Genomic DNA, 23,613 nt, shown 5'->3' on the forward strand with positions numbered 1-23,613 from the left:
TCAATCAGTGCTTGGCTTTGTCGTTCTGCGCGCTGAGTTCGTGCAGGTGACGGCGGGACAACGCAAGGAATCGCGGCGTCGGCCCCACGTCTTCGTACAGCGGGTCGCCTTCTTCATCGGTGGCGACGACTTGCGAGCCCTTGATGTAGGGGAAGCTGGCCTCCAGCTCTTCCAGGGCCGCGCCGATCAGTTCGCCCAGCAGTTCCTCCGGGTGGCGTTTGGGGTACATGTCGCAGATCGCCGCCAGTCGCGCGGCGGCTTCCACGTCCAGGTGAATGGTGTAGCCAGTCTGGGTCAGGTGGCCCTTGGCGTTTTCTTCCCAATGCTGGGCAAGCTCGCGGATTTTCATGATGGCCTCATTAAGCCTGCTCGTGGCAGGCGCGGTGAGTGGCAAGCCGTTGTGTGGCCTATTCATGAGACTAGCTTCGTCCTACAAGGTTTAAAGACCCTTCGTCGCTTGTCATCAGCGACGGGCATCGGCACTCTCTATCTCCTGCGTCTCAACCGATTGCTGTCCGGACCTTTTGCTGGAGAACTGCTGATGACCGATATCGATGCCCGCCTGCGCGAGGATGTCCACCTGCTCGGTGAGTTGCTGGGCAACACCATTCGCGACCAGTACGGGGACACCTTTCTCGACAAGATCGAGCAGATCCGCAAGGGCGCCAAGGCCGATCGACGCGGTTCCATGGACGCCGAGCTCAGCGCCAGCCTGAACCAGTTGAGCGAGGATGAATTGCTGCCAGTGGCCCGCGCGTTCAACCAGTTTCTCAACCTGGCGAACATCGCCGAGCAGTACCAGTTGATCCACCGCCGCGAAGAGTCGCAGCCGGCACCGTTCGAGTCACGCGTGCTGCCTGAACTGCTCGCCCGGCTGCGGGCCGAGGGGCACGGGGCCGAGTCCCTGGCGCGGCAATTGGGGCGACTGGAAATCGAGCTGGTCCTCACTGCCCACCCCACGGAGGTGGCGCGGCGTACCTTGATCCAGAAGTACGACGCCATCGCCGCGCAACTGGCCGCCCAGGACCATCGCGACCTGACCGGCGCCGAACGCGCGCAGATCCACCAGCGGCTGCAACGGTTGATCGCCGAGGCCTGGCACACCGAGGAAATCCGCCGCACCCGGCCGACGCCCGTGGACGAAGCCAAATGGGGCTTCGCGGTGATCGAGCATTCGCTCTGGCAGGCCATTCCCAATTACCTGCGCAAGGCCGACCAGGCCTTGCTGGCCGCCACGGGGCTGCGCCTGCCGCTGGAGGCCGCACCGATCCGCTTTGCCTCGTGGATGGGCGGCGACCGTGACGGCAACCCGAATGTCACTGCCGCGGTCACCCGTGAAGTGCTGCTGCTGGCGCGATGGATGGCGGCTGACCTGTACCTGCGCGACATCGACCACCTGGCCGGCGAGCTGTCGATGCAAAAAGCCAGCGAAGCCCTGCGTGCCCAGGCCGGCGACAGCGCCGAACCTTATCGTGCGGTGCTCAAGCAATTGCGTGAGCGCCTGCGGGCCACGCGCAACTGGGCCCAGGCTGCCTTGAAAGCCAGTATCCCGGCGCCTGCCGACGTGTTGCAAAGCAATCGTGAACTGTTGGACCCGCTGGAGCTGTGCTACCAGTCGCTGCATGAATGTGGCATGGGCGTGATCGCCGACGGGCCGCTGCTCGACTGCCTGCGCCGGGCAGTGACCTTCGGTTTGTTCCTCGTCCGGCTCGATGTACGCCAGGATTCGACGCGCCACAGCGCGGCCATGACGGAAATCACCGATTACCTGGGCCTGGGGCGCTATGAGGACTGGAACGAGGAGCAGCGCATCGGCTTCCTGCTGGGCGAATTGAACAACCGGCGTCCGCTGCTGCCGGCGCATTTCAAGCCATCGGCCGATACCGCGGAAGTCCTGGCCACGTGCCGGGAAGTGGCCGCGGCGCCTGCGGCATCCCTGGGCTCCTACGTGATCTCCATGGCCGGTGCGGCTTCCGATGTCCTGGCGGTGCAGTTGCTGTTGAAAGAGGCCGGCGTGTTGCGGCCGATGCGGGTGGTGCCGCTGTTCGAAACCCTGGCCGACCTCGACAACGCCGGGCCGGTGATCGAGCGGTTGTTGCTGCTGCCGGGTTATCGTTCGCGCCTGCAAGGTCCCCAGGAAGTGATGATCGGCTATTCCGATTCGGCCAAGGATGCTGGCACCACGGCGGCGGCCTGGGCGCAGTATCGGGCCCAGGAACGATTGGTGGAGATCTGCCGCGAGCAACAGGTCGAGTTGCTGTTGTTCCACGGTCGCGGCGGCACCGTGGGGCGTGGCGGCGGTCCGGCCCATGCGGCGATCCTGTCGCAACCGCCGGGCTCGGTGGCGGGGCGTTTCCGTACCACTGAACAGGGCGAGATGATTCGCTTCAAGTTCGGGCTCTCGGACATCGCCGAACAGAACCTCAACCTCTATCTCGCGGCGGTGCTGGAAGCCACCTTGCTGCCACCGCCGCCGCCTACGCCGCAGTGGCGGCATCTGATGGATGAGCTGGCGGCCGACGGCGTCAGCGCCTATCGCGCGGTGGTGCGGGAAAATCCGCAATTCGTCGAGTACTTCCGCCAGTCCACGCCGGAGCAGGAGCTCGGCCGGCTGCCCCTGGGCAGCCGGCCGGCCAAGCGCCGGGCCGGGGGCATCGAAAGCTTGCGAGCGATCCCGTGGATCTTCGGCTGGACCCAGACGCGCTTGATGTTGCCGGCCTGGCTCGGCTGGGAAACCGCCCTGGGTAAGGCGTTGGAGCGCGGCGAGGGCCAGTTGCTGGGCGAAATGCGCGAGCAATGGCCGTTCTTCCGCACGCGCATCGACATGCTGGAGATGGTGTTGGCCAAGGCCGACGCCGATATCGCGCGTTCCTACGACGAGCGTCTGGTCGAACCTGGACTGTTGCCTTTGGGTGCGCATTTACGCGACCTATTGTCGCAGGCCTGCGCCGTGGTCCTGGGGTTGACCGGTCAGTCGCAGCTACTGGCACATAGCCCAGAAACCCTGGAATTCATTCGCTTGCGCAACACCTACCTGGACCCGTTGCACCTGTTGCAGGCCGAACTGCTGGCCCGTTCGCGGCAGCAGGGTGTGGCCCAGGGCAGCCCCGTAGAACAGGCGCTGCTGGTGTCTGTGGCAGGCATTGCCGCCGGTTTGCGCAACACCGGCTGATGGCGATCAGCGAGCCGAAACGGCTCACCCGGCATCGACGGGTGTTGTTTATCGGGGGCGAAACCGGTCGGCCAGGCGACAACCCGTTGCTTGGTTGCGACTTTCGCCACCTCGTCCAAAGGTCGCGTCGGGTGGGGGTTCCTCCGACTTTCGGCGGCTTGTGTGGGTCGGGCCTGCTGTGTATCTTGAGCAGCCCTTGGCCGTTTGGGCGGCCGCGATCCAGTTTTCCGAGATTGGCCCCACGAGGCGAATCCGAGCGTTTTACATAAAAAAATTGAGGAGCACATCGATGCGCGTCATTCTGCTGGGAGCTCCCGGGGCCGGTAAAGGTACTCAGGCTAAGTTCATCACCGAAAAATTCGGTATCCCGCAAATCTCCACTGGCGACATGCTGCGTGCCGCGGTCAAGGCTGGCACCGAGCTGGGCGTCAAGGCCAAGAGCATCATGGATGCCGGCGGCCTGGTGTCGGATGACCTGATCATCGCCCTGGTCAAGGATCGCATCGCTCAAGCCGATTGCGCCAACGGCTTCCTGTTCGATGGTTTCCCGCGCACCATTCCCCAGGCCGAAGCCCTGGTGACTGCTGGCGTGGAGCTTGACCACGTGGTCGAGATCGCCGTTGACGACGAAGAAATCGTCCAGCGCATCGCTGGCCGTCGCGTCCACGAGGCTTCCGGCCGCGTCTACCACATCGTGTATAACCCACCGAAGGTTGCCGGCAAGGACGACGTCAGTGGTGAAGAACTGGTGCAGCGCAAGGACGATACGGAAGAAACCGTGCGTCATCGCCTGTCGGTCTACCATTCCCAGACCAAGCCGTTGGTGGACTTCTATAAGAACCTGTCCGCCGACAAGGGCAAGCCCAAGTACAGCCACATCCCGGGTGTTGGCTCGGTCGATGCGATCACCGGCAAGGTACTCGAAGCGCTGAGCTGAAAAGTCTGATCCGCTGCACTGAACTACGGCCCGCTTGCGGGCCGTAGTTGTTTATACTGGCGCACTTTTTTCACTTGATCTACGGACACACCGATGAGCACCTTGCTGGCCCTGGACACCGCAACCGAAGCTTGCTCCGTTGCCTTGCTGCACGACGGCAAGGTCACGAGCCATTACGAGGTGATTCCGCGCCTGCATGCCCAGAAGCTGTTGCCGATGATCCAGCAACTGCTCAGCGATGCCGGGACGACCTTGCAGGCGGTGGAGGCGATTGCCTTCGGCCGCGGGCCCGGCGCGTTCACGGGCGTGCGCATTGCCATTGGCGTGGTGCAGGGCTTGGCGTTTGCGCTGGATCGCCCGGTGCTGCCGGTGTCCAACCTGGCGGTGCTGGCCCAGCGCGCATTGCGTGAACACGGTGCCCGTCAGGTCGCGGCGGCCATCGATGCGCGCATGGATGAAGTCTACTGGGGCTGCTACCGCGAAACCGACGGCGAGATGCGCCTGGTGGGCTGCGAAGCGGTGTTGCCGCCCGAAGCGGCGGCATTGCCGGGCGATGCCAGCGGCGATTGGTTTGGCGCCGGTACCGGTTGGGGCTATGGCGAACGCATCGGTGCCAGCCTCGTCGGTCAGGACGCCTCAATGCTGCCCCATGCCGAAGACTTGCTCACCCTGGCACGTTTCGCCTGGGCCCGCGGCGAAGCCATCCCGGCGGACCAGGCGCAGCCGGTGTACCTGCGGGACAAGGTGGCAACACCCAAGTCCGAGCGATAACGCGACCGCGACGAGCATTCAAGCGAGCACAGTTGTGGCTCTCCCCCTAAAAGTCACACCCAATATTACCAGTCGTCATTTTTTTACCCCGTTTTTAAACCTTTTTGGCTTTATGTGTTCTAGTTTGCACTTGCGCATTTGCGCGGATACGAAAGTGCCGCTAAATTGCCATCATCAATACCGAGCATTTTGTCATGCGTATAGACGGCGTTTCCTCCCAGTCTTACCCCATCAAGCGCAAGCCTCGCGCAAGCAAGGTCGCTGAACCTGAGTCGTTCGACGACATTGATGGCGAACTGGAAGCTCCGTCCGAAGAACAACTGGCCGCCCGCGCCGCCAAGGCTTCAGCGCAACGCCTGAGCAATCTTCCCGCCCGCCAGCAAGACATGATTTACCACCGCGCCATGACCCGCAGCGTGGCCACCGCCCTGGCCAGCTACCTGAGCACCGCAGGCTTCGTCGATTGGGACATGGAAGTGCTGGGGCTCGACCTCTACATCTGATGGGTTTGCCTTATTACCTGGGCTGTCCGTCCTGGAGCGAACCCGCCTGGCGCGATTACCTTTATCCCCAGGACGCCAAAAGCACCGACTTCCTGAACTTGTATTCGCAAGTCTTCAACGCCGTGGAAGGCAACACGACTTTCTACGCCAGCCCCTCTGCGACGGTCGTGCAGCGTTGGGCCGAGACCATGCCCGCGGACTTTCGCTTCACCGCCAAGCTGCCCGGCGACATCAGTCATAACGGTGACCTGCGCGAGCAACTGACGGCCGCCGAAACCTTTGTGCAGTTACTCAGCCCCTTGGGCGCGCGGGTCACGCCGTTCTGGTTGCAACTGTCCAAGGCCTTCACCCCGCAGCGACTGCCGGAATTGGCGGGGTTCATCGACGCCTTTGAGCGGCCCCTGGCCGTAGAGGTACGCCACGACGAATTCTTTGCCAAGGGCGACGCCGAACGGCAGCTCAATCGACTGTTGCTCGATCGCGGCATCGAACGCATCTGCCTCGACCCTCGGGCGTTGTTCAATTGCACCTCGACCGAGCCTTCCGTGCTCCACGCCCAATCGAAAAAGCCGCGGGTGCCGCCTCGGCCGACGGCATTCACCCAATGTCCACAAGTGCGCTTCATCGGCCATCCGGTGCTGGAAGCCAACGAGCCGTTCCTCACGCCCTGGGTAGAGAAAATCGCCGGCTGGATCGAAGAGGGACGCACGCCGTATATCTTCCTGCACACCGCCGACAACCTGTTGGCGGCGAAACTCGCGCAGCATTTTCACCGCCGACTGATGAGCCGATTGCCTGGCTTGCCGGCGCTGCCTGAGCTATATAGAGAGCCCGCCGTCGAGCAACTGGGTTTGCTCTGAGGCGTAACCCTTCTTTGCTCAGGAGCGACTTCATGGATGCGCAAACCCGTCGAGCCCAGGCGTTCAAGGCCTTGCACGAACGCGAAGGGGCTTTTGTCATTCCCAACCCATGGGACGCCGGGTCAGCCAAGATGCTCGCCAGCCTCGGCTTCGAGGCCCTGGCGACCACCAGTGCCGGCCACGCGTTTTCCCTGGCGCGACCTGATGGTGCATTAGGCCTGGAAGACACCCTGGCGAACGTTCGGGCAATTGTCGCCGCCACTGACTTGCCGGTGGCCGTCGACCTGGAAAACGGTTTTGCCGATGCGCCCGAGGACTGTGCCCGTAACCTGCTCTATGCTGCAGAGGCCGGTGCGGTGGGTGGTTCGATCGAGGACGCCACCGGGCGTGAAGCCAGCCCGATCTATTGCTTCGACCACGCCGTGGCGCGGGTCAAGGCCGCCGCCGAGGCCGTGCGCAGTTTGCCATATCCCTTCCTGCTGACGGCCCGGGCGGAAAACTTCCTGCACGGCAATCCCGACCTGGACGACACCATTCGCCGCCTGAAAGCCTTCGCGGATGCGGGGGCCGACGTGCTCTACGCGCCGGGGCTGAACACCGCCGGGCAAGTGCTGGCGGTGGTGCAGGCCGTGGCGCCGAAGCCGGTGAATGTGTTGATGTCCGGAGCGCTGGACCTGACCGTCGCCCAGTTGAGCGAGCTGGGCGTCAAGCGCATCAGTGTCGGCTCAGCCCTGGCGTTGGCGGCGTATGGCGAGTTCTTCCGCGCCGCCGAGGAAATCCAGCAGCAGGGCACGTTCACCTTCACTCGCCGCTCGATGCCGTTCAAGCAGGCCAACCAATTGTTCAAGGGTTGATGCCAGAGGCGTTGTCGTGCGGTTCTTGAAAGGTTTCATGGTCCTGGCACTGCTCGTGGGTGTCGCAGTGCTGGGCGTCTGGCGTGGTTGGCTGGTGCTGCCGCCGCAGTGGAATCCCTGGGCGCCCCTGGACGTCCGGGTTCCCCCCAACTGGCTGACCCGCTTCAAGTTGATGGCCCTGCGCAACGACCCGCAGCTGTGTGACCAGGCCCTCGCCACGTCGCGGCTGCGGGTCGCGCGCCAGGCTGACAGTGGCGTCAATAGCGATTGCCCGCTGACCAACGTGCTGCGGGTACAGGGCGGCGAAGTGGCGCTGAGCAGCAGCTTCCTGGCCAGTTGCCCGCTGGCGGTGGCGTACGCATTGTTCGAGCACCATACGCTGCAACCGGCGGCTGCGGCGGCCTACGGGCAGGCCGTGACGCGGGTCGACCACCTGGGCAGCTTTGCCTGTCGCAACATGTACGGTCGGGAGAGCGGCTCGCGCAGCCAGCACGCCACGGCCAGTGCGCTGGACATCGCCGGGTTTCGCCTGGCCAATGGCCGCACGGTCAGCGTGCTCAGGGACTGGCCGAAAGACAACGCCGATGCGCAGTTCCTGCGTCAGGTGCGCGACGGTGCCTGCGACATGTTCAGTGTGGTGTTGAGCCCTGACTACAACGCGGCGCACCGCAACCATTTTCACTTGGATGTGGGGCCTTGGTGGATCTGTCGCTGATCAGGATCAGGCGGCGATGCGCAGGTTCTGCAGCACGATCGGGCGTGCCCAGCGGGTGTCGAAGTCCAGTTGTTTCTGCTGCGCCACCAATTCTTCCTGCGGGAACGGCGGGAACGGCTTGTCCAGCAGGTCCAGTTCGAATTCGGCGATCGGCAGGTGCAAAGGTCGTGGCTGGGGCGCTGGGCCCGGCTCCGGCAGCGGCTGGCCGGCGGCGAGGACGGTAGGACGAACCCAATGGCTTTCGAAATTCTGCTGCTTCTGCTGGGCGGCGATTTCTTCCGGCGGGAAGGGCGGGAAGGGCTTGTCCAGCAAGTCGAGTTCGAACTCGGCGATCGGCAGGAAGAGCGGCTCAGGCGGCTTGACCTGGGTTTCGGTAACGTCGCACGTGCGTTGGCTGACGATGTGGTCCAGCAGTTCGGCGCCGAGGGTCGGTTCAACAGCCTCATCGAGCGGCACTGGCTGGTAGCTGCCAGGCGCCGGCGCGTTTTCACCCAGTTGATCGGCCAGGGCCCGGGCAAAGAAATCCTGCCACAGGTGACTGACGCCGCTCAGCGCCTGGGTGTTGCGCAGGCTGTAATCGCCGTAGGGGGAGATCACGCCTATCAATGGGGATTGAATGTCTGACATTTTTCTCGGTCGACGCTCAGCTCTGGCAAAATGCCGTTCACCGTTGTTATCGGCCGTTTTTGCCGATCCTTAATTTTTTGAGCGTGTTTTCATGAGTGAGCAACCCGCGGCCTGCCGCATCCATGTCGAGGCCCTGGCCCCGGCTTTCCAGGCGCAGGCCGAACACTGGGCCGGACAGCTTGGCTTGCCGATGCAAGTGGACGACGGCGAATTTGCCTTGCAGGTGGGTGAGCAAGGGCTGCAATTGCAGCAACTGGGTCCGGATGCGCCGGGGCCGGTACGGGTCGATTTCGTCGAGGGCGGGGCGGCTCATCGGCGTTTGTATGGCGGTGGCAATGGGCAGATGATCGCCAAGGCGGTCGGTATTGCCCAGGGCGTGCGGCCGCAGGTGCTGGATGCCACGGCCGGGTTGGGCAAGGACGCGTTCGTGCTGGCCAGCCTGGGCTGCGAAATGACCCTGATCGAGCGCCAGCCACTGATTGGTGCGCTGCTGGAAGATGGCTTGGCCCGTGGTGCAGAAGATTTCGACGTGGCACCGATCGTGGCCCGCATGCGTTTACTCAAGGGCAATGCCATCGAGGTGATGCGCCAATGGGAAGGCGAGCCGCCGCAGGTGATCTACCTCGACCCGATGTTTCCCCATCGTGAGAAAACCGCCCTGGTAAAGAAGGAAATGCGCCTGTTCCGCCCGTTGGTGGGTGATGATCCGGACGCTGCGCAACTGTTGGCCGCCGCCCTGGCCCTGGCGACTCACCGCGTGGTGGTCAAGCGCCCGCGCAAGGCCCCCTGCATCGAAGGGCCAAAGCCCAGCCATGGGCTCGAGGGCAAGTCCAGCCGCTATGACATCTACCCGAAGAAAGCGCTCAAACCCTAGGCTCTGTACGCCCGCATGAACAACCCCACCACCTCCCGCACATGGGCCTCGGCTGCTTCAGGTGGCAGCGGCGGGGCGCAGCCATACAACAGCCGGAAATTCGCCGCGCCCTTGATCAGGCAGAAAAAATGCTCGGCCGCATGCAGCGGCTTGCCGATGTCCAGGGCGCCGCTCTGATGGACCTTGGCCAGCAGTCGCTCCATGCCCGAGAGCATTCGCTGCGGGCCGGCCTCATAGAAAATCGTCGAGAGTTTCGGGTCCTGGCTGCCCAAGGCCATGATCAAGCGATGCAGGTTTACTGACTCTTCGCTGTTGACCAACTGGTGGAAGCCCCGGGCGATATTCAGCAGCACCTGTTCGATCGGAACGCCATCCGGCCATTCGAAGAAAAGCGGCGGCACCTGCTCCTCGCATTTGGCGATCACGGCGGCGGAAAACAACGTCTCCTTGTCGTTGAAGTGGTTGTAGACCGTCAGCTTCGAGACCCCGGCCTCGGTGGCGACGGCGTCCATGCTGGTGTTGGCGTAGCCCAGGCTTGTGAACAGGTGCTTTGCCGCGTCGAGAATGGCCTGGCGCTTGGCCAGATCCTTGGGACGACCCGGCCCGGCAGGAGGTGTTGGATTGTTCGACATTACTTGACTTTTAATACTGGACTGGTGAGTTTGCTATTAATAACATACCCGTCAGTATAAATATTCAAAGTGTCCTTAGCGAAAGGTCTCTCGTCATGTTCCGCTATGCCCTGCCCCTCGCTTTGCCAGTCAGCCTGGCTTTTTTATTGTCTGCGTGCGGTCATGAGGAACCGGCGGCCGTCACCGTACGCCCCGCCATGGTCGTGCAGCCGGAGCCGTCGACCCAGGCGATGGACAGTTATCCCGGTGAGGTCCGTGCCCGTTTCGAGCCGGACCTGGCCTTTCGCATTGGCGGCAAGGTGAGCCGACGACTGGTCGAAGAGGGCCAGCGGGTCAAGGCCAACCAGCCGTTGGCCGAGCTCGATCCCGAGGATGTGCGCCTGCAATTGGAAGCCAGCCGCGCCCAAGTCGCGGCCGCCGAGGCGAACCTGAACCTGGTGCGGGCCGAGCGTGATCGCTACAAGACCCTGATGGAGCGGCAGATGGTCAGTCGCTCGCAGTACGACAATGCCGAAAATCTGTATCGCGCCGGTGCTGCGCGGCTCAAGCAGATCAAGGCTGAGTTCGACGTTGCCAGTAACCAGGCCAGCTATTCGGTGTTGCGTGCGCCCCAGGATGGCGTGGTCGCGCGACGCTTGGTGGAAGTCGGGCAAGTGGTGTCTGCCGGTCAAACGGTGTTTACCCTGGCCACCGACGGCGAGCGCGAAGTGCTGATCAGCCTGCCGGAGCAGAGTATCGGCCGGTTCAAGATCGGCCAGCCTGTCTCGGTGGAGCTGTGGAGCCAGCCCGACCGGCGTTTCAGTGGCCATATTCGCGAACTCTCGCCGGCCGCCGATCCCAAATCGCGTACCTTTGCCGCCCGCGTGGCCTTCACCGCCGCCAGCGTTCCGGCTGAGCTGGGCCAGAGCGCCCGGGTGTTTATCCAGGTCGTCGACAAGGTGCCGTTGTCCGTGCCGCTTTCAGCCCTCACGGCCGAGAATGGCGCCACCTACGTGTGGGTGGTCAACGCCAACAACACGCTGAGAAAGGTCCCGGTGCGGGTCGGTGCCTTCGGCGAAAAGACCGTTCCGGTGCTCGAAGGCCTGGCCCCCAATGACTGGGTCGTGGCCGCCGGCGTGCATGTGCTCCTCGACGGCCAGCAGGTGCGGCCGGTGGATCGCTCCAACCGCGTGGTCAACCTGGCGGTCAAGGAGTAGTCCCGATGGGTTTCAACCTTTCCGAATGGGCGTTGCGCAATCGCCAGATCGTACTGTTCCTGATGCTGTTGCTGGCTATGGTCGGCGCGCTTTCCTACACCAAGCTGGGTCAGAGCGAAGACCCGCCGTTCACGTTCAAGGCCATGGTGATCACCACCAACTGGCCGGGGGCGACGGCCGAGGAAGTCTCCCGACAGGTCTCCGAACGCATCGAAAAGAAACTGATGGAAACCGGCGATTACGAGCGGATCGTCTCGTTTTCCCGCCCGGGCGAGTCCCAAGTGACGTTCATGGCCCGTGACTCCCTGCATTCGGCGCAGATCCCGGAGTTGTGGTATCAGATCCGCAAGAAGGTCGCGGACATCCGCCACACCTTGCCGCCGGGCATCCAGGGGCCGTTCTTCAACGACGAATTCGGCACCACCTTCGGCAACATCTATGCGCTGACTGGTGAAGGTTTCGACTACGCCGTGCTCAAGGACTACGCCGATCGCGTCCAGATCCAGCTCCAGCGGGTCAAGGATGTAGGCAAGGTCGAACTGCTCGGTCTGCAGGACGAGAAAATCTGGATCGAACTGTCGAACGTCAAGCTGGCGACCCTCGGCCTGCCCTTGGCGGCGGTCCAGCAAGCTCTTGAGGAGCAGAATGCGGTGTCGACCGCCGGCTTCTTCGAGACCGGCAGCGAGCGGGTGCAATTGCGGGTCTCGGGTAATTTCCGCAGCGTGGAAGAAATCCGCGACTTCCCCATCCGCGTCGCCGACCGGACATTCCGTATCAGCGATGTGGCCGATGTCCGGCGCGGCTTCAACGAACCACCGGCGCCACGCATGCGTTTCATGGGCGAAGATGCCATTGGCCTGGCCGTGGCGATGAAGGAGGGCGGCGACATCCTGATCCTGGGCAAGGCTTTGGAAATGGAGTTTTCCCGTATCCAGGACACGCTGCCGGCGGGCATGCAACTGCGCAAGGTGTCGGACCAGCCGGCGGCGGTGAAGACAGGCGTCGGTGAGTTCGTCCAGGTGCTGGTGGAAGCGCTGACGATCGTCTTGCTGGTGAGCTTCTTCTCTCTCGGGCTGCGCACCGGCATGGTGGTGGCCCTGGCGATCCCGCTGGTGCTGGCGATGACTTTCGCGGCGATGTACTACCTGGGCATCGGCCTGCACAAGATCTCCCTTGGCGCGCTCGTGTTGGCACTGGGGCTTCTGGTGGACGACGCGATCATTGCGGTGGAGATGATGGCGATCAAGATGGAGCAGGGCTTCGACCGGATCAAGGCGGCCAGTTTTGCCTGGACCAGCACGGCGTTCCCGATGCTCACCGGTACGCTGATCACCGCGGCCGGCTTCCTGCCGATCGCCACCGCGCAATCGGGCACCGGCGAATACACCCGTTCGATTTTCCAGGTGGTGACCCTCGCGCTGTTGGCGTCCTGGGTCGCCGCCGTGGTGTTCGTGCCGTACCTGGGGGAGAAACTCCTGCCGGACCTGGCGAAAATTCATGCGGCCAAACACGGCACGGCTGACGGCCAGACCGACCCTTATGGCACGCCGTTTTACCAGCGGGTGCGGCGGATGGTGGAATGGTGCGTGCGCCGCCGCAAGACCGTCATCGCCCTGACGGTGTTGCTGTTCGTAGGCTCGGTGGTGCTGTTCCGCTTCGTGCCGCAGCAGTTTTTCCCGGCGTCCGGGCGACTGGAACTGATGGTCGACCTGAAACTGGAGGAAGGCGCCTCGCTGACCAGCACCGCCGAGCAGGTCAAGCGCCTGGAAGCGCTGCTCAAGGACCATGTGGGCATCGACAATTACGTGGCCTACGTCGGCACTGGCTCTCCGCGTTTCTATTTGCCGCTGGATCAACAGCTGCCGGCGCCCAGCTTCGCCCAGTTCGTCGTACTGGCCAAGACCATCGAAGACCGTGAGCAGTTGCGCAGTTGGCTGATCGGCACGTTGAACGAGCAGTTCCCGACCCTGCGCTCGCGGGTCACGCGCCTGGAAAACGGTCCGCCGGTGGGTTACCCGGTGCAGTTTCGCATAACGGGCGAGCACATCGAGGTAGTCCGGGCCCTGGCGCGCAAGGTGGCGATAAAGGTCCGCGAGAACCCCTACGTGAGCAATGTGCACCTGGACTGGGAAGAACCGAGCAAGGTGGTCTACCTGAATATCGACCAGGACCGGGCGCGCGCCTTGGGCGTGAGCACCACCCATCTGGCGAGCTTCCTGCGCAGTTCCCTGACCGGGTCCAGCGTCAGCCAGTATCGGGAAGATAACGAGCTGATCGAGATCCTGCTGCGCGGCACGGTGCACGAACGTACTGAACTGTCTCGACTGCCGAGCCTGGCGGTCCCCACCAATAATGGCCAGAGCGTAGCGCTGTCGCAGATCGCGACACTGGAGTATGGCTTCGAAGAGGGGGTGATCTGGCACCGTAATCGCCTGCCGAGCGTGACCGTTCGGGCTGACATCTATGGCAAGGAGCAACCGGCGACGCTGGTGCAACAGATCTTCCCAACCCTGGAGCCGATTCGCGCCGAGTTGCCGGACGGCTATTTGCTGGAAGTGGGCGGTACGGTCGAGGATTCGACCCGCGGACAGAAATCGGTAAACGCTGGCGTGCCGTTGTTCATCGTCGTGGTGCTGACCTTATTGATGGTGCAACTGCGCAGTTTCTCGCGCACGGCCATGGTGTTCCTCACCGCGCCCCTGGGGCTGATCGGTGTCACGCTGTTCCTGTTGGTGTTCCGCCAACCGTTCGGCTTCGTCGCCATGCTCGGCACCATCGCCTTGTCAGGGATGATCATGCGTAACTCGGTGATCCTGGTGGATCAGATCGAACAGGACATCAAGGCGGGGCTGGCGCCCTGGCAGGCGATCATCGAAGCGACGGTGCGGCGCTTCCGGCCAATCGTGCTGACCGCCCTGGCGGCGGTGCTGGCGATGATCCCGCTGTCGCGCAGTCTGTTCTTCGGTCCGATGGCCGTGGCGATCATGGGCGGGCTGATCGTGGCGACGGCGCTGACGCTGTTGTTCCTGCCGGCGTTGTATGCGGCGTGGTTCAGGGTCAAGAAAACCTGATCAACAGGCGCACACCAAACCTGTGGCGAGGGAGCAAGCTCCCTCGCCACAGGTTTTTCGTAGGGTTTTAGAGGCTGCCGAAAACCTTCTTCGCCAAACTCGTCGCCGCTGCTGCCGGGTTCTTGCGAATGGTCGCTTCCTGCTTGCCGATCATCTCGAACAGGCCGTCGAGCGCTTGTTCGGTCACGTAGTTCTCGATGTTGGCGCTCTTGGCGTCCAGCACGCCGAACGTGGCGGCCTGGCCGGCGAAGGCGTTGTATTTCTGGGCCAGGCCGACCTTGTCGGTGGCTTGCTTGACGATGGGCAGGAACTTGACGCGGATCTGCTCGCGGCTGCTCTTGTCCAGGTATTGCGTGGCCGAGTCGTTACCGCCGCTCAAGATGCCCTTGGCATCGCTCACGCTCATGTTCTTCACGGCGTTGACCAGGATCGGCTGGGCCTGCACTACGGCCGCTTCGGCGGCCTGGTTCATGCTGGTTTCCAACTGATCGACCTGCTCGCCCATGCCGAAGGCCTTCATCTTGCTGGCGACCTTGCCGAGTTTGCCTGGCAATTCGATCTTCACATCCGGGTTGTTGCTGAAACCGCCGGGCGTGCCCAGTTGCTTGACGGCCACTTGCGCACCTTGGGTCAGTGCGTCCTTGAGGCCACCCGTGGCGTCCGTCTGCGAGAGATCGCCGAGGGACAGGGCCATGGCGTTGGCACAGATCAGCAGGCCCGCGCACAGGCCGGTGAAGCGGAGGGTAGAGCGGAACATGATGGCGTCCTTGAGAACAGGTGGAAAAAGTAATCAGTGTGCGGCGTTGACGCGGATCTTCAATGGCTGCGGATCCTTGCCATCGAGTTGCACGGTGTGTTGTTCGGTGGTGATGAACATCAACTGGCCGTCCACTTCGATCCGGGCGCTCACGGCATAACGATGCCCGGGCTTGACCTGGGTCGGATCATAAGTGAGGTGGAACGGCAGTGGGACCTGGCCCTTGACTGGACCGCTCTGTTCGTCGAGCACCGTTGCCGGCGCATCGGCCAGGGAAACGTCCTGCAGGCTCACGCTCAAGGTGGCTCCCGGTGGCAGGGCGATACGTTGCAGGTAGAACACCTCGCCGTCGAGGCTGTGCTTGCCCGCCAGTGGCGCGCTGGAACAGGCGCTGAGCAGCGCGGCAACGGTGATGAGAAGAAGTTTTTTCATGGTGTTTTTCCTTGTTGGAAACGGCGCCGCAGAAAGACACGGCACCCGTGGGAATCAGTCCTGGGCCGCCGGGGCGACCTGCTGCGCCGTGTCTTCATTGCGCTGCAACGCCACCTGGCGAATCGACAGGCGAATCTCCGCCGGCAGCACCCGCTTGGCCGCGCCTTCGGCCAGTTCGCCCAGCATGGGGTGATAGCTTAGCTTGCCGGCTTCGTCCCGGCGCAGCACGTCGAGGTCCAGCATCGTCTGGATGAAGTGGCGGAACAGGCTCTTGTCGAAGAACTCCGGTGCGTTGAGGCCATGCAGGATCGATAGGCGCTGGGCCATCACGGTGCAGAGATCTTCCAGTTCCTCGGCACTGAGACTGTTCTGGCCACTGTTGAGCAATAGCGAGACGCTCATGTAGAAGCGTTGCAGGGTCTGGGCAATGCTTTTCGACAGCAGGGTCAGCAGCACGAAGTGCCGCGAACTCGGGGCCGGGCGCAAGTACACCTGGTCTTCGAAACGCAACAGGCCTTGCTCGACGAACGCTTCGAGCCATTGGTCGACCACCGCATCCAACTCCTCCAGCGACCAGCGAATGAACAGCTCCGATTGCAGGTACGGGTACAAGGCGCGGGTGTAGCGCAGGATCTGCTCGCGGCTCATGCGCGAGCTGCTCTGGAAGAAGCTGGCGAGCAAGGCCGGCAGCGCAAAGATATGCAGGACGTTGTTGCGGTAGTAGGTCATCAGCACCGCGTTCTGTTCGTCCAGGTACAGGATCTTGCCCAGGGCGTCGTTCTGTTCCGACAGCAGGTCCATGCCCTTCACATGTTCGATCAACGCCTGGCCGTCGCCTTCGGGCAGCGTGGTATGCGGCGAGTAGGGCACTTTGCGCAGCAGCGCCAGGTACAGGTCCAGCACGCGTGCCATGGCCTGGTCGTCCAGGGCCAGGCGGCTGGTGGAGAGCAATGCCAGGGCGACGAGGTTGACCGGGTTGATGGCCGCGGCTTCGTTCAGGTGGCGGGCGACGCGCTCGCCGAGGCGGTGGGTGGTCGCGTTGAGCCAGGCCGGTTTGAATTGCGGGCCGAGGTCTTGCTCGCGCCAGCCGGGCTGTTCGTCGTCGAGGAATTGCGCCAGCTTGATCGGTTCGCCGAAGTTCACCGCCACCTGGCCGAAACGCTGCTTGAGGGCGCCGATGACCTTGAAGATGTCGAAGATCGATTCTTTCTTCTTGCTGGCACCGCGCAATTCACCCAGGTAAGTACGGCCTTCCAGCACTCGCTCATAGCCGATGTAGACCGGCACGAAGACGATGGGCGTGCGCGAGGAGCGCAGGAAACTGCGCAAGGTGATGGCGAGCATGCCGGTCTTGGGTTGCAGCATGCGCCCGGTGCGCGAACGGCCGCCCTCGACGAAGTACTCCACCGGGAAACCCTTGGTGAACAGCGTGTGCAGGTATTCGTTGAACACGGCGGTGTAGAGTGGATTGCCCTTGAAGGTGCGGCGCATGAAGAACGCCCCGCCACGGCGCAGCAGGCTGCCGATCACCGGCATGTTGAGGTTGATCCCGGCGGCGATGTGCGGTGGCGTCAGGCCGTTGCGAAACAGCAGATACGACAGCAGCAGGTAGTCGATATGGCTGCGGTGGCACGGTACATAGATGACTTCGTGGCCGGGGGCGACGTTCTGCACGCTCTCGATGTGGTTGACCTTGATGCCGTCGTAGATCTTGTTCCAGAACCAACTCAGTACCACTTCCAGGAAGCGGATCGCGGTGTAGGTGTAGTCCGAGGCGATCTCGTTGCCGTAGCGCAGGGCCTGGGCCTTGGCCTTTTCGGCGGAGATTTTTTCCCGTTCGGCTTCTTCGGCGATCGCCTGGCGGACCAGTGGCTGGTTCAGCAGCCCCTTGACCAGGTTGCGCCGGTGAGAAATGTCGGGACCGATGACGGCCGCTTTCGCGTTGCGAAAGTGCATCCGCAGGATCCGCTGTGCCATGCGCACGGTGCGCTCGTGGCCCTTGTCGTGCTCGATCAATGCACGCACGTGGATCGGCGCGGAGAACTGCACGCGGGTCTTGCGCCCCAGAATCATGATGCTCAACAAGCGGCGCAGGCGCCCGGTGACCGCCCAACTGTCGGCGAACAACAGTTTCCACGGGCTGGACTCGCTGTCGGGCGACTGGCCCCAGAACACACTGACCGGAATGATCTGCGCGTCTTCGGCCACGTTGTGGGTGAGGGCGTCGACCAGTCGTTTCAGGGTCGGCGGTGCGCCACGTTTGTCCTGGCGACCGAGCCAGTCGGGTGCTGGTGTCAGGTAGAAAAACGCCGCCGGCTCCAGCAGGTTGCCCACCGAGACTGGCAGCACCGGACGGGGTAGGCCGGCCTTGGTGCATTCGCGGTCGAGCACCGCCAGGTCCGTGATCGAGGGATCTTGCAGGACGTAGAACACCGGGCGGCTGCGGTCGAGGTTGAGGGTCAGGGACGAGTGGTTGATCGTCTCGGAGCGAACCCACAGGTACAGCAGGCGGCGCAGGGTGCCGAATACAAGACGGCGGAGCGGAGAGCGGGTCATACGGCTTCTGCGTGAGTGAATGGAATCGAGCGGCTGCCCGAAAGGTCGCCAGTGTGCCGGATTCGTCGAAAATCGGCAAAACTGCACCGAAGTAAAGTCAGTTGAGAGTTTTTGTGTCTGACATATACTCGGGCGGCTGGCTGCCTCCGCTTTCCACTGGGACGGTTGGACGGCGGCGAAAGTTCGTACAGCCCTGCCTGCTGAAGTGGGGCAGAAGCTGACTTAAAAATAAGAAATGGGAGTGAGCATCATGGCAGCACGCGAAACCGGCAACGTGAAGTGGTTCAACGACGCAAAAGGCTACGGCTTCATCCAGCGCGAAGGTGGGGCGGATGTATTCGTGCACTACCGCGCGATCCGCGGCGAGGGCCACCGTTCCCTGACTGAAGGCCAGAAGGTCGAATACGCGGTGGTGGAAGGTCAGAAGGGTTTGCAGGCTGAGGATGTGGTGGGGTTGTAACCTGCACTTGAAGTCATCGTAAACCCCAGTGGGAGCAAGCTTGCTCCCACTGGGGGCTGTTTTTACATTGGAACTGGCCGCGTCACGCCGTCCTCCAGGTAATCTCTTCTTCCCCATCGGCACTGATGCGAATCCAGCGATCCGCCGCCGCTTCATCCTCTTCTTCTACCCACGAACCCGGTGCGCAGCGTACTTCGACATTCAGTGCGGCGAAGGCGGCGCGGGCGCAGGCGATGTCGTCTTCCCATGGGGTCTGGTCGCTTTCCAGGTACAGGCTGTTCCATTTGCCCACGGCCTTGGGTAGCCAGGTCACCGGAACGCTGCCAGCCTTGCATTTGTAGGTCTGGCCTTTTTGTACCCATGCGCTGCACGGTCCCAGGGCCTGGCCGAGCCAGGCGGCGATGGCCTTGTGGTCGACGTCGGCGTCCTTGAGGTAAATCTCGATATCGGGTTGGCGCATGGATGTCCTCACTGCGGTCTTGAAAAATCCATTCGCGGATTTAACTGGCCCCAGGCGATTGCCCGAGGCCCCAGGTTAATTATTGAAGAACGAAATAATCGTAGCGCATCGACACCGTGACCTCGAACGGCTCGACCTGCTCGATCACGCTGGCGCGGCGTTCGGCGCTGGCGCGCCAGCCGTGGGGCGTCATGGCCAGCAGGTTGGCGCGGTCCAGGCCATTGTCGAGCGTCAGCTTGAATTCGAGGGTTTCGCTGTGATCCAGCACCATGCCCGGCGGCACCAGGGCCAGGTGCTTGTCATCGGTGTATTCGCGTACTTCGTCGTACAGTCGCTCGCGCAGCTCCATCAGGTGCCCGCGAGTCGGGCCGACTTTCATCAAGCCGCCGCCGGGGCTGAGCAGGCGTTTGGCTTCTTGCCAGTCCAGCGGGCTGAACACGCTGGCCAAAAACTGGCAGCAGCCGTCCGCCAGCGGTACCCGGGCCATGCTGGCGATCAACCAGGTCAACCGCGGGTTGCGCTTACAGGCGCGCTTGACCGCCTCGCGGGAAATGTCCAGGGCATAACCGTCGGCCTGGGGCAGCGCCTCGGCGATCTGCGCGGTGTAGTAACCCTCGCCACAGCCGATGTCCAGCCAGCGCCCGGGTGCGCGCTCGGCGGCCAATTCCGCCAGGCGCCGGGCCACCGGGGCGTAATGCCCGGCGTTGAGAAAGTCGCGACGGGCCTGGACCATGGCCTGGTTGTCGCCTGGGTCGCGGCTGTTCTTGTGCTGCACCGGCAGCAGGTTCAGGTAACCCTGGCGTGCGCGGTCGAACCGATGCCCGGCCGGGCATACCACGCCATTGTCCACCGCGTTGAGCGGTTCACTGCAGATCGGGCAAGCGAGCATCAGGCGAGCAACTTGATCAGGGTCTTGTAGTAGATCTCGGTCAGTACGTCGAGATCGGCCGCCAGCACGCGTTCGTTGACCTGGTGGATGGTCGCGTTGACCGGCCCCAGTTCCACGACCTGGGTGCCCATGGTGGCGATGAAGCGACCGTCGGAGGTGCCGCCACTGGTAGAGGCATGGGTTTCGCGACCGGTGACGTCCTTGATGCTCGACGACACGGCATCCAGCAGCGCCCCCGGTTCGGTGAGGAACGGTAGGCCCGACAGCGCCCAGTCGATGTGCCAGTCCAGTTGATGCTTGTCGAGAATGTCGGCGACGCGTTGTTGCAGGCCTTCGACGGTGGATTCGGTCGAGAAGCGGAAGTTGAATACCGCCACCAGCTCGCCGGGAATCACGTTGGTCGCGCCGGTGCCGGCGTTGAGGTTGGAGATCTGGAAGCTGGTGGGTGGAAAGAAGTCGTTGCCGTGGTCCCAATGCTCGGCGGCCAGTTCGGCCAGGGCCGCAGCGGCCAGGTGGATCGGGTTCTTTGCCAGGTGCGGATAAGCCACGTGACCTTGTTTGCCACGCACGGTCAGTTTGGCGCCGAGGGAACCACGCCGGCCGTTCTTGACCACGTCACCCACCAGGGTGGTGCTCGATGGCTCGCCGACGATGCACCAGTCCAGCCGTTCGTTGCGGGCCTTGAGGCGTTCGACCACGGCCTTGGTGCCGTGGTGGGCCGGGCCTTCTTCGTCGCTGGTGATCAGGAAGGCGATCGAACCCTTGTGGTCCGGGTAGTCGGCGACGAAGCGCTCGGCCGCCACCACCATGGCCGCCAGGCTGCCTTTCATGTCCGCCGCGCCTCGGCCGCAGAGCATGCCGTGTTCATCGATGACCGCGTCGAACGGATCGAGCTGCCAGGCCTGCACCGGGCCGGTCGGCACGACGTCGGTATGGCCGGCGAAGCACAGCACCGGGCCGGCGTGCTTGCCATGGCTGGCCCAGAAGTTATCCACATCCTCGATGCGCATGGGCTCGAGATTGAAACCGGCACTGCCCAGGCGCTGCATCATCAGTTTCTGGCAATCGGCATCCACGGGGGTCACGGATGGACGGCGGATCAGGTCGCAGGCGAGTTGCAGGGTCGGCGAGAGGTCGGCGTGGGCCGTCATGGAAACTCCGGGAATATTAGTATGGACGCAAGGCTTGTGCTGGCGCGGGGCGGGCTCGCGCAAAATGGCGGTTATCTTATAGCAAAACGACCACCATGGGCCCAGGTGCTGGTCAGTTGGAGCACAAATCCTGCGGGCGGGAACTCCCACAGAGGTTTTGCTTAAATTGCCGTGGCAAAGCCCTATAATGCGCGCCGGTTTTTGGGGTAATGGTCATGAGTACAGAAGATCCACGGTTTGCCGGCATCGCCCGTCTATATGGCCTCGAAGGCCTTGAGCGCTTGCGGGCGGCCCATGTGGCGATTGTCGGCGTCGGCGGGGTCGGTTCCTGGGCGGCGGAGGCCGTCGCCCGTTGTGGCGTGGGCGAGATTTCGCTGTTCGATCTGGACGACGTTTGCGTCAGCAATGCCAACCGTCAGTTGCACGCGCTGGACAGCACAGTGGGCAAGCCCAAGGTCGACGTCATGGCCGAGCGCCTGCGCGGGATCAACCCCGACTGCACCGTGCATGCCGTGGCGGATTTCGTCACCCGCGACACCATGGCCGAATACATTACGCCGAACATTGACTGCGTGATCGACTGCATCGACAGCGTCAACGCCAAGGCGGCATTGATCGCCTGGTGCAAGCGCCGCAAGATCCAGATCATCACCACCGGCGGAGCGGGCGGGCAGATCGACCCGACGTTGATCCAGGTCTGCGACCTGAACCGTACGTTCAACGATCCGCTGGCCTCGAAAGTGCGTTCCACCTTACGCCGCGACTACGGATTTTCCCGTACGGTGACCCGTCACTACAGCGTGCCGTGCGTGTTCTCTACCGAACAACTGCGCTATCCGAAACCGGACGGCAGCATCTGCTTGCAGAAGAGTTTTGTCGGCGACGGGGTGAAACTCGACTGCGCCGGTGGGTTCGGCGCGGTGATGATGGTGACGGCAACGTTCGGCATGGTCGCGGCGACCAAGGCTGTGGATAAGATCGTGGCGGGGGTGCGGCGGCCGGCTGATAGGGCCAAGCCTGCGCAGTGAGCGCTGTTGTGGCGAGGGAGCTTGCTTCCTCGCCACAGACGTTATTGCGCCAACTCGAACATTCGCTTCAACACCGCATTCAACCCATTGCTGCGTGACGGCGAAAGCTGCCGCGACAGGCCCAGTTGGTTGAACCAGTCCGGCAAGTCCACTTGCCGCAACTCGGTCGCCGACAACCCATTGACCCGCGCCAGCAGCAACGCCACCAACCCCCGGATCAACCGCGCATCGCTGCTGGCGGAAAACAGCCAATGCCCGTTCTCCAGTCGGCCCACCAGCCACACCTGGCTTTCACAGCCGTGGACGAGGTTGGCCTCGCACTTGTCCGCATCATCCAGCGGCGGCAGGCGTTCACCCCATTGCATCAGCAGCCGCGCGCGTTGTTCCCAACCGGACGCGTCCTGAAAGATTTGCAGCGCGGCAGCGGCCTCGGTTGGCAGGTTCATCGCAGCAGCTCCAGGGCTTGGTCCAGGGCTTCGAAGAAGCGTTCAAGGTCGGCCGAGTCGTTGTACAGCCCCAACGACACCCGAATCGCCCCCGACAGCTTCAAATGCCTGAACAGCGGCATCGCGCAGTGATGTCCGGCACGCACCGCGATGCCTTGCTCGGTCAGCAGGTGCGCCAGGTCGGCATTGTGGATGCCGTCGACGACGAAACTCACCAGGGCCAGGTGCGGATGGCCCACCAGGCGTACGTCGTTGCGCGCCAGCAGGCCGTGGAGCAGGTAGTCGTGCAGCGCCGCCTCGTGGTCGACGACGGCTTGTGCGTCGAGACCGGCCAGGTAATCCAGGGTCGCGCCCAAGCCGATCACGCTGGCAATCGGTGGTGTACCGGCTTCAAAGCCCAGCGGTGCCGGACGGAAGGTCGCGTTGTGGTAGTCCGCTTGTTGCACCATTTCGCCGCCGAACTGCCAGTGGCGCAGGTGGCCAAGCGCTTCGGTACGGCCAAACAGCACGCCGAGCCCGTCCGGGCCGTAGAGCTTGTGGCTGGAAAATACGTAGAAATCGCAGCCCAGCGCCTGCACATCGTGGCGCCCGTGGACCACGCCCTGGGCGCCGTCGATCACCGTCAGCGCGCCTTGGGCCTTGGCCAAGGCCAGTAGCACCGGCAGCGGCTGCCAGGTGCCCAGCACGTTGGACAACTGGCTCACCGCCAACAGGCGTGTGCGCGGACCGATCAGGTCGGCCGCCGCATCCAGGTCGATCACGCCGTCCACGTCCAATGGCAGCACCACCAGCGACAATGCGCGCCGCTCGGCCAGTTGTTGCCAGGGCAGCAGGTTGGCGTGGTGTTCCAGGGCGCTGATGACGATTTCGTCGCCTGGGTTGAATAGATGTTCCAGCCCGTAGGCCAGCAGATTCAGCGCCGACGTGGCGCCATGGGTGAAGATGATTTGCCCGCTGTTTCCCGCATTGAGCCATTGCGCGACCTTGAGACGGCTGTCCTCGAACGCCTGGGTGGCGTGTGCGCCCGGCAAATGTTGCGCACGGTGCACGTTGGCCGCGCCGTTGGCGTAGTAGTGCGCCAGGGCATCGAGCAGGGCTTGGGGTTTTTGCGTGGTGGCGGCGTTGTCCAGGTAGGTCTGGCCTTGCCGTTGCAGGGCGGCGATGGCCGGAAAGTCGGCACGCCAGGGAGAGGGTATCAACATGCTTTCGGGCCCTGCTGGGT

23 protein-coding genes are annotated in these 23,613 nt (G+C 63.2%); 12 read left to right on the forward strand and 11 right to left on the reverse strand.

Annotation, left to right across the window (positions count from 1 at the left end):
• Positions 1-4 precede the first annotated feature (4 nt).
• Positions 5-349, reverse strand: coding sequence for a pilin assembly protein (locus N4Q37_RS07460; RefSeq protein ID WP_260956523.1), 345 nt, complete (start codon positions 347-349; stop codon positions 5-7).
• A gap of 192 nt (positions 350-541) precedes the next feature.
• Between N4Q37_RS07460 and ppc the strand changes: the two genes are divergently transcribed.
• The 7 genes from ppc to N4Q37_RS07495 all read left to right on the forward strand — a co-directional run bounded on the left by ppc (position 542) and on the right by N4Q37_RS07495 (position 7,812).
• Entirely contained in the window at positions 542-3,172 is a 2,631-nt protein-coding gene (gene ppc, locus N4Q37_RS07465; RefSeq protein WP_260956525.1) for a phosphoenolpyruvate carboxylase, read from the forward strand.
• A 289-nt stretch (positions 3,173-3,461) separates the two neighbouring features.
• Positions 3,462-4,109, forward strand: coding sequence for an adenylate kinase (gene adk / locus N4Q37_RS07470; RefSeq protein WP_260956527.1), 648 nt, complete (start codon positions 3,462-3,464; stop codon positions 4,107-4,109).
• Positions 4,110-4,202: 93 nt separating this feature from the next.
• Complete coding sequence (tsaB, locus tag N4Q37_RS07475; protein ID WP_260956529.1) at positions 4,203-4,880, forward strand: tRNA (adenosine(37)-N6)-threonylcarbamoyltransferase complex dimerization subunit type 1 TsaB; 678 nt, start codon at positions 4,203-4,205, stop codon at positions 4,878-4,880.
• A gap of 194 nt (positions 4,881-5,074) precedes the next feature.
• Positions 5,075-5,383 (forward strand): hypothetical protein, encoded by a 309-nt coding sequence (locus N4Q37_RS07480; RefSeq protein WP_260956531.1) that lies wholly within the window; start codon positions 5,075-5,077, stop codon positions 5,381-5,383.
• A complete protein-coding gene (locus N4Q37_RS07485; protein ID WP_260956533.1) occupies positions 5,383-6,243 on the forward strand; it encodes a DUF72 domain-containing protein in 861 nt (286 codons plus the stop codon). Before N4Q37_RS07480 ends, N4Q37_RS07485 begins: the two co-directional genes overlap by 1 nt.
• Before the next feature lie 32 nt (positions 6,244-6,275).
• Positions 6,276-7,097 (forward strand): isocitrate lyase/PEP mutase family protein, encoded by an 822-nt coding sequence (locus N4Q37_RS07490; protein WP_260956535.1) that lies wholly within the window; start codon positions 6,276-6,278, stop codon positions 7,095-7,097.
• Between the two features lie 37 nt (positions 7,098-7,134).
• On the forward strand, positions 7,135-7,812 hold the full coding sequence (locus N4Q37_RS07495; RefSeq protein ID WP_390897912.1) for an extensin-like domain-containing protein: 678 nt from the start codon (positions 7,135-7,137) through the stop codon (positions 7,810-7,812).
• 6 nt (positions 7,813-7,818) lie between these two features.
• Here N4Q37_RS07495 and N4Q37_RS07500 read toward each other — a convergent pair whose 3' ends face one another.
• Positions 7,819-8,439, reverse strand: a complete 621-nt coding sequence (locus N4Q37_RS07500; protein ID WP_260956538.1) for an energy transducer TonB — start codon at positions 8,437-8,439, stop codon at positions 7,819-7,821.
• 91 nt (positions 8,440-8,530) lie between these two features.
• Between N4Q37_RS07500 and N4Q37_RS07505 the strand changes: the two genes are divergently transcribed.
• Complete coding sequence (locus N4Q37_RS07505) at positions 8,531-9,313, forward strand: class I SAM-dependent methyltransferase (RefSeq protein WP_260956539.1); 783 nt, start codon at positions 8,531-8,533, stop codon at positions 9,311-9,313.
• On the opposite strand, the gene N4Q37_RS07510 is transcribed toward N4Q37_RS07505, so the two are convergent.
• Positions 9,310-9,945, reverse strand: coding sequence for a TetR/AcrR family transcriptional regulator (locus N4Q37_RS07510; RefSeq protein WP_260956541.1), 636 nt, complete (start codon positions 9,943-9,945; stop codon positions 9,310-9,312). The genes N4Q37_RS07505 and N4Q37_RS07510 overlap by 4 nt on opposite strands.
• A gap of 95 nt (positions 9,946-10,040) precedes the next feature.
• On the opposite strand from N4Q37_RS07510, the gene N4Q37_RS07515 reads away from it, so the two are divergent.
• Positions 10,041-11,141, forward strand: coding sequence for an efflux RND transporter periplasmic adaptor subunit (locus N4Q37_RS07515; protein WP_260956543.1), 1,101 nt, complete (start codon positions 10,041-10,043; stop codon positions 11,139-11,141).
• A 5-nt stretch (positions 11,142-11,146) separates the two neighbouring features.
• Entirely contained in the window at positions 11,147-14,212 is a 3,066-nt protein-coding gene (locus tag N4Q37_RS07520) for an efflux RND transporter permease subunit (protein ID WP_260956544.1), read from the forward strand.
• A gap of 67 nt (positions 14,213-14,279) precedes the next feature.
• Here N4Q37_RS07520 and N4Q37_RS07525 read toward each other — a convergent pair whose 3' ends face one another.
• Genes N4Q37_RS07525 through plsB form a run of 3 tightly spaced genes read right to left on the reverse strand, consistent with a single transcriptional unit; the run spans position 14,280 to position 17,957 of the window.
• Entirely contained in the window at positions 14,280-14,969 is a 690-nt protein-coding gene (locus tag N4Q37_RS07525) for a DUF4197 domain-containing protein (protein WP_260956546.1), read from the reverse strand.
• 33 nt (positions 14,970-15,002) lie between these two features.
• Complete coding sequence (locus tag N4Q37_RS07530) at positions 15,003-15,401, reverse strand: YbaY family lipoprotein (RefSeq protein WP_260956548.1); 399 nt, start codon at positions 15,399-15,401, stop codon at positions 15,003-15,005.
• A gap of 54 nt (positions 15,402-15,455) precedes the next feature.
• Positions 15,456-17,957, reverse strand: coding sequence for a glycerol-3-phosphate 1-O-acyltransferase PlsB (gene plsB, locus N4Q37_RS07535; RefSeq protein ID WP_260956550.1), 2,502 nt, complete (start codon positions 17,955-17,957; stop codon positions 15,456-15,458).
• 250 nt (positions 17,958-18,207) lie between these two features.
• On the opposite strand from plsB, the gene N4Q37_RS07540 reads away from it, so the two are divergent.
• Positions 18,208-18,417, forward strand: coding sequence for a cold-shock protein (locus N4Q37_RS07540; RefSeq protein ID WP_053152705.1), 210 nt, complete (start codon positions 18,208-18,210; stop codon positions 18,415-18,417).
• Between the two features lie 82 nt (positions 18,418-18,499).
• Here the strand turns inward: N4Q37_RS07540 and N4Q37_RS07545 are convergent, their stop codons facing one another.
• The 3 genes from N4Q37_RS07545 to dapE all read right to left on the reverse strand — a co-directional run bounded on the left by N4Q37_RS07545 (position 18,500) and on the right by dapE (position 20,917).
• Positions 18,500-18,877, reverse strand: a complete 378-nt coding sequence (locus N4Q37_RS07545) for a hypothetical protein (protein WP_260956555.1) — start codon at positions 18,875-18,877, stop codon at positions 18,500-18,502.
• Positions 18,878-18,956: 79 nt separating this feature from the next.
• Entirely contained in the window at positions 18,957-19,766 is an 810-nt protein-coding gene (locus N4Q37_RS07550; RefSeq protein ID WP_260956557.1) for a putative RNA methyltransferase, read from the reverse strand.
• Positions 19,766-20,917, reverse strand: coding sequence for a succinyl-diaminopimelate desuccinylase (gene dapE / locus N4Q37_RS07555; protein WP_260956559.1), 1,152 nt, complete (start codon positions 20,915-20,917; stop codon positions 19,766-19,768). Before dapE ends, N4Q37_RS07550 begins: the two co-directional genes overlap by 1 nt.
• 209 nt (positions 20,918-21,126) lie before the next feature.
• Here dapE and tcdA point away from each other — a divergent pair, with 209 nt between their 5' ends.
• Complete coding sequence (gene tcdA, locus N4Q37_RS07560) at positions 21,127-21,945, forward strand: tRNA cyclic N6-threonylcarbamoyladenosine(37) synthase TcdA (protein ID WP_260956561.1); 819 nt, start codon at positions 21,127-21,129, stop codon at positions 21,943-21,945.
• 41 nt (positions 21,946-21,986) lie between these two features.
• Here the strand turns inward: tcdA and N4Q37_RS07565 are convergent, their stop codons facing one another.
• Entirely contained in the window at positions 21,987-22,391 is a 405-nt protein-coding gene (locus N4Q37_RS07565) for a SufE family protein (RefSeq protein ID WP_260956563.1), read from the reverse strand.
• Entirely contained in the window at positions 22,388-23,593 is a 1,206-nt protein-coding gene (locus N4Q37_RS07570; RefSeq protein WP_260956565.1) for an aminotransferase class V-fold PLP-dependent enzyme, read from the reverse strand. Before N4Q37_RS07570 ends, N4Q37_RS07565 begins: the two co-directional genes overlap by 4 nt.
• Between the last annotated feature and the right edge of the window lie 20 nt (positions 23,594-23,613).

Source organism: Pseudomonas citri, from assembly GCF_025336485.1.
Classification (GTDB): domain Bacteria; phylum Pseudomonadota; class Gammaproteobacteria; order Pseudomonadales; family Pseudomonadaceae; genus Aquipseudomonas; species Aquipseudomonas citri.

Coding starts and splice junctions, on each gene's coding strand:
- N4Q37_RS07545 (WP_260956555.1), bottom strand. CDS start 18,877: ATGCGCCAACCCGATATCGAGATTTACCTCAAGGACGCCGACGTCGAC.
- N4Q37_RS07500 (WP_260956538.1), bottom strand. CDS start 8,439: ATGTCAGACATTCAATCCCCATTGATAGGCGTGATCTCCCCCTACGGC.
- dapE (WP_260956559.1), bottom strand. CDS start 20,917: ATGACGGCCCACGCCGACCTCTCGCCGACCCTGCAACTCGCCTGCGAC.
- ppc (WP_260956525.1), top strand. CDS start 542: ATGACCGATATCGATGCCCGCCTGCGCGAGGATGTCCACCTGCTCGGT.
- N4Q37_RS07530 (WP_260956548.1), bottom strand. CDS start 15,401: ATGAAAAAACTTCTTCTCATCACCGTTGCCGCGCTGCTCAGCGCCTGT.
- N4Q37_RS07565 (WP_260956563.1), bottom strand. CDS start 22,391: ATGAACCTGCCAACCGAGGCCGCTGCCGCGCTGCAAATCTTTCAGGAC.
- N4Q37_RS07515 (WP_260956543.1), top strand. CDS start 10,041: ATGTTCCGCTATGCCCTGCCCCTCGCTTTGCCAGTCAGCCTGGCTTTT.
- N4Q37_RS07510 (WP_260956541.1), bottom strand. CDS start 9,945: ATGTCGAACAATCCAACACCTCCTGCCGGGCCGGGTCGTCCCAAGGAT.
- N4Q37_RS07570 (WP_260956565.1), bottom strand. CDS start 23,593: ATGTTGATACCCTCTCCCTGGCGTGCCGACTTTCCGGCCATCGCCGCC.
- N4Q37_RS07480 (WP_260956531.1), top strand. CDS start 5,075: ATGCGTATAGACGGCGTTTCCTCCCAGTCTTACCCCATCAAGCGCAAG.
- N4Q37_RS07520 (WP_260956544.1), top strand. CDS start 11,147: ATGGGTTTCAACCTTTCCGAATGGGCGTTGCGCAATCGCCAGATCGTA.
- N4Q37_RS07525 (WP_260956546.1), bottom strand. CDS start 14,969: ATGTTCCGCTCTACCCTCCGCTTCACCGGCCTGTGCGCGGGCCTGCTG.
- N4Q37_RS07490 (WP_260956535.1), top strand. CDS start 6,276: ATGGATGCGCAAACCCGTCGAGCCCAGGCGTTCAAGGCCTTGCACGAA.
- N4Q37_RS07495 (WP_390897912.1), top strand. CDS start 7,135: ATGGTCCTGGCACTGCTCGTGGGTGTCGCAGTGCTGGGCGTCTGGCGT.
- plsB (WP_260956550.1), bottom strand. CDS start 17,957: ATGACCCGCTCTCCGCTCCGCCGTCTTGTATTCGGCACCCTGCGCCGC.
- N4Q37_RS07505 (WP_260956539.1), top strand. CDS start 8,531: ATGAGTGAGCAACCCGCGGCCTGCCGCATCCATGTCGAGGCCCTGGCC.
- N4Q37_RS07550 (WP_260956557.1), bottom strand. CDS start 19,766: ATGCTCGCTTGCCCGATCTGCAGTGAACCGCTCAACGCGGTGGACAAT.
- adk (WP_260956527.1), top strand. CDS start 3,462: ATGCGCGTCATTCTGCTGGGAGCTCCCGGGGCCGGTAAAGGTACTCAG.
- tsaB (WP_260956529.1), top strand. CDS start 4,203: ATGAGCACCTTGCTGGCCCTGGACACCGCAACCGAAGCTTGCTCCGTT.
- N4Q37_RS07540 (WP_053152705.1), top strand. CDS start 18,208: ATGGCAGCACGCGAAACCGGCAACGTGAAGTGGTTCAACGACGCAAAA.
- N4Q37_RS07485 (WP_260956533.1), top strand. CDS start 5,383: ATGGGTTTGCCTTATTACCTGGGCTGTCCGTCCTGGAGCGAACCCGCC.
- N4Q37_RS07460 (WP_260956523.1), bottom strand. CDS start 349: ATGAAAATCCGCGAGCTTGCCCAGCATTGGGAAGAAAACGCCAAGGGC.
- tcdA (WP_260956561.1), top strand. CDS start 21,127: ATGGTCATGAGTACAGAAGATCCACGGTTTGCCGGCATCGCCCGTCTA.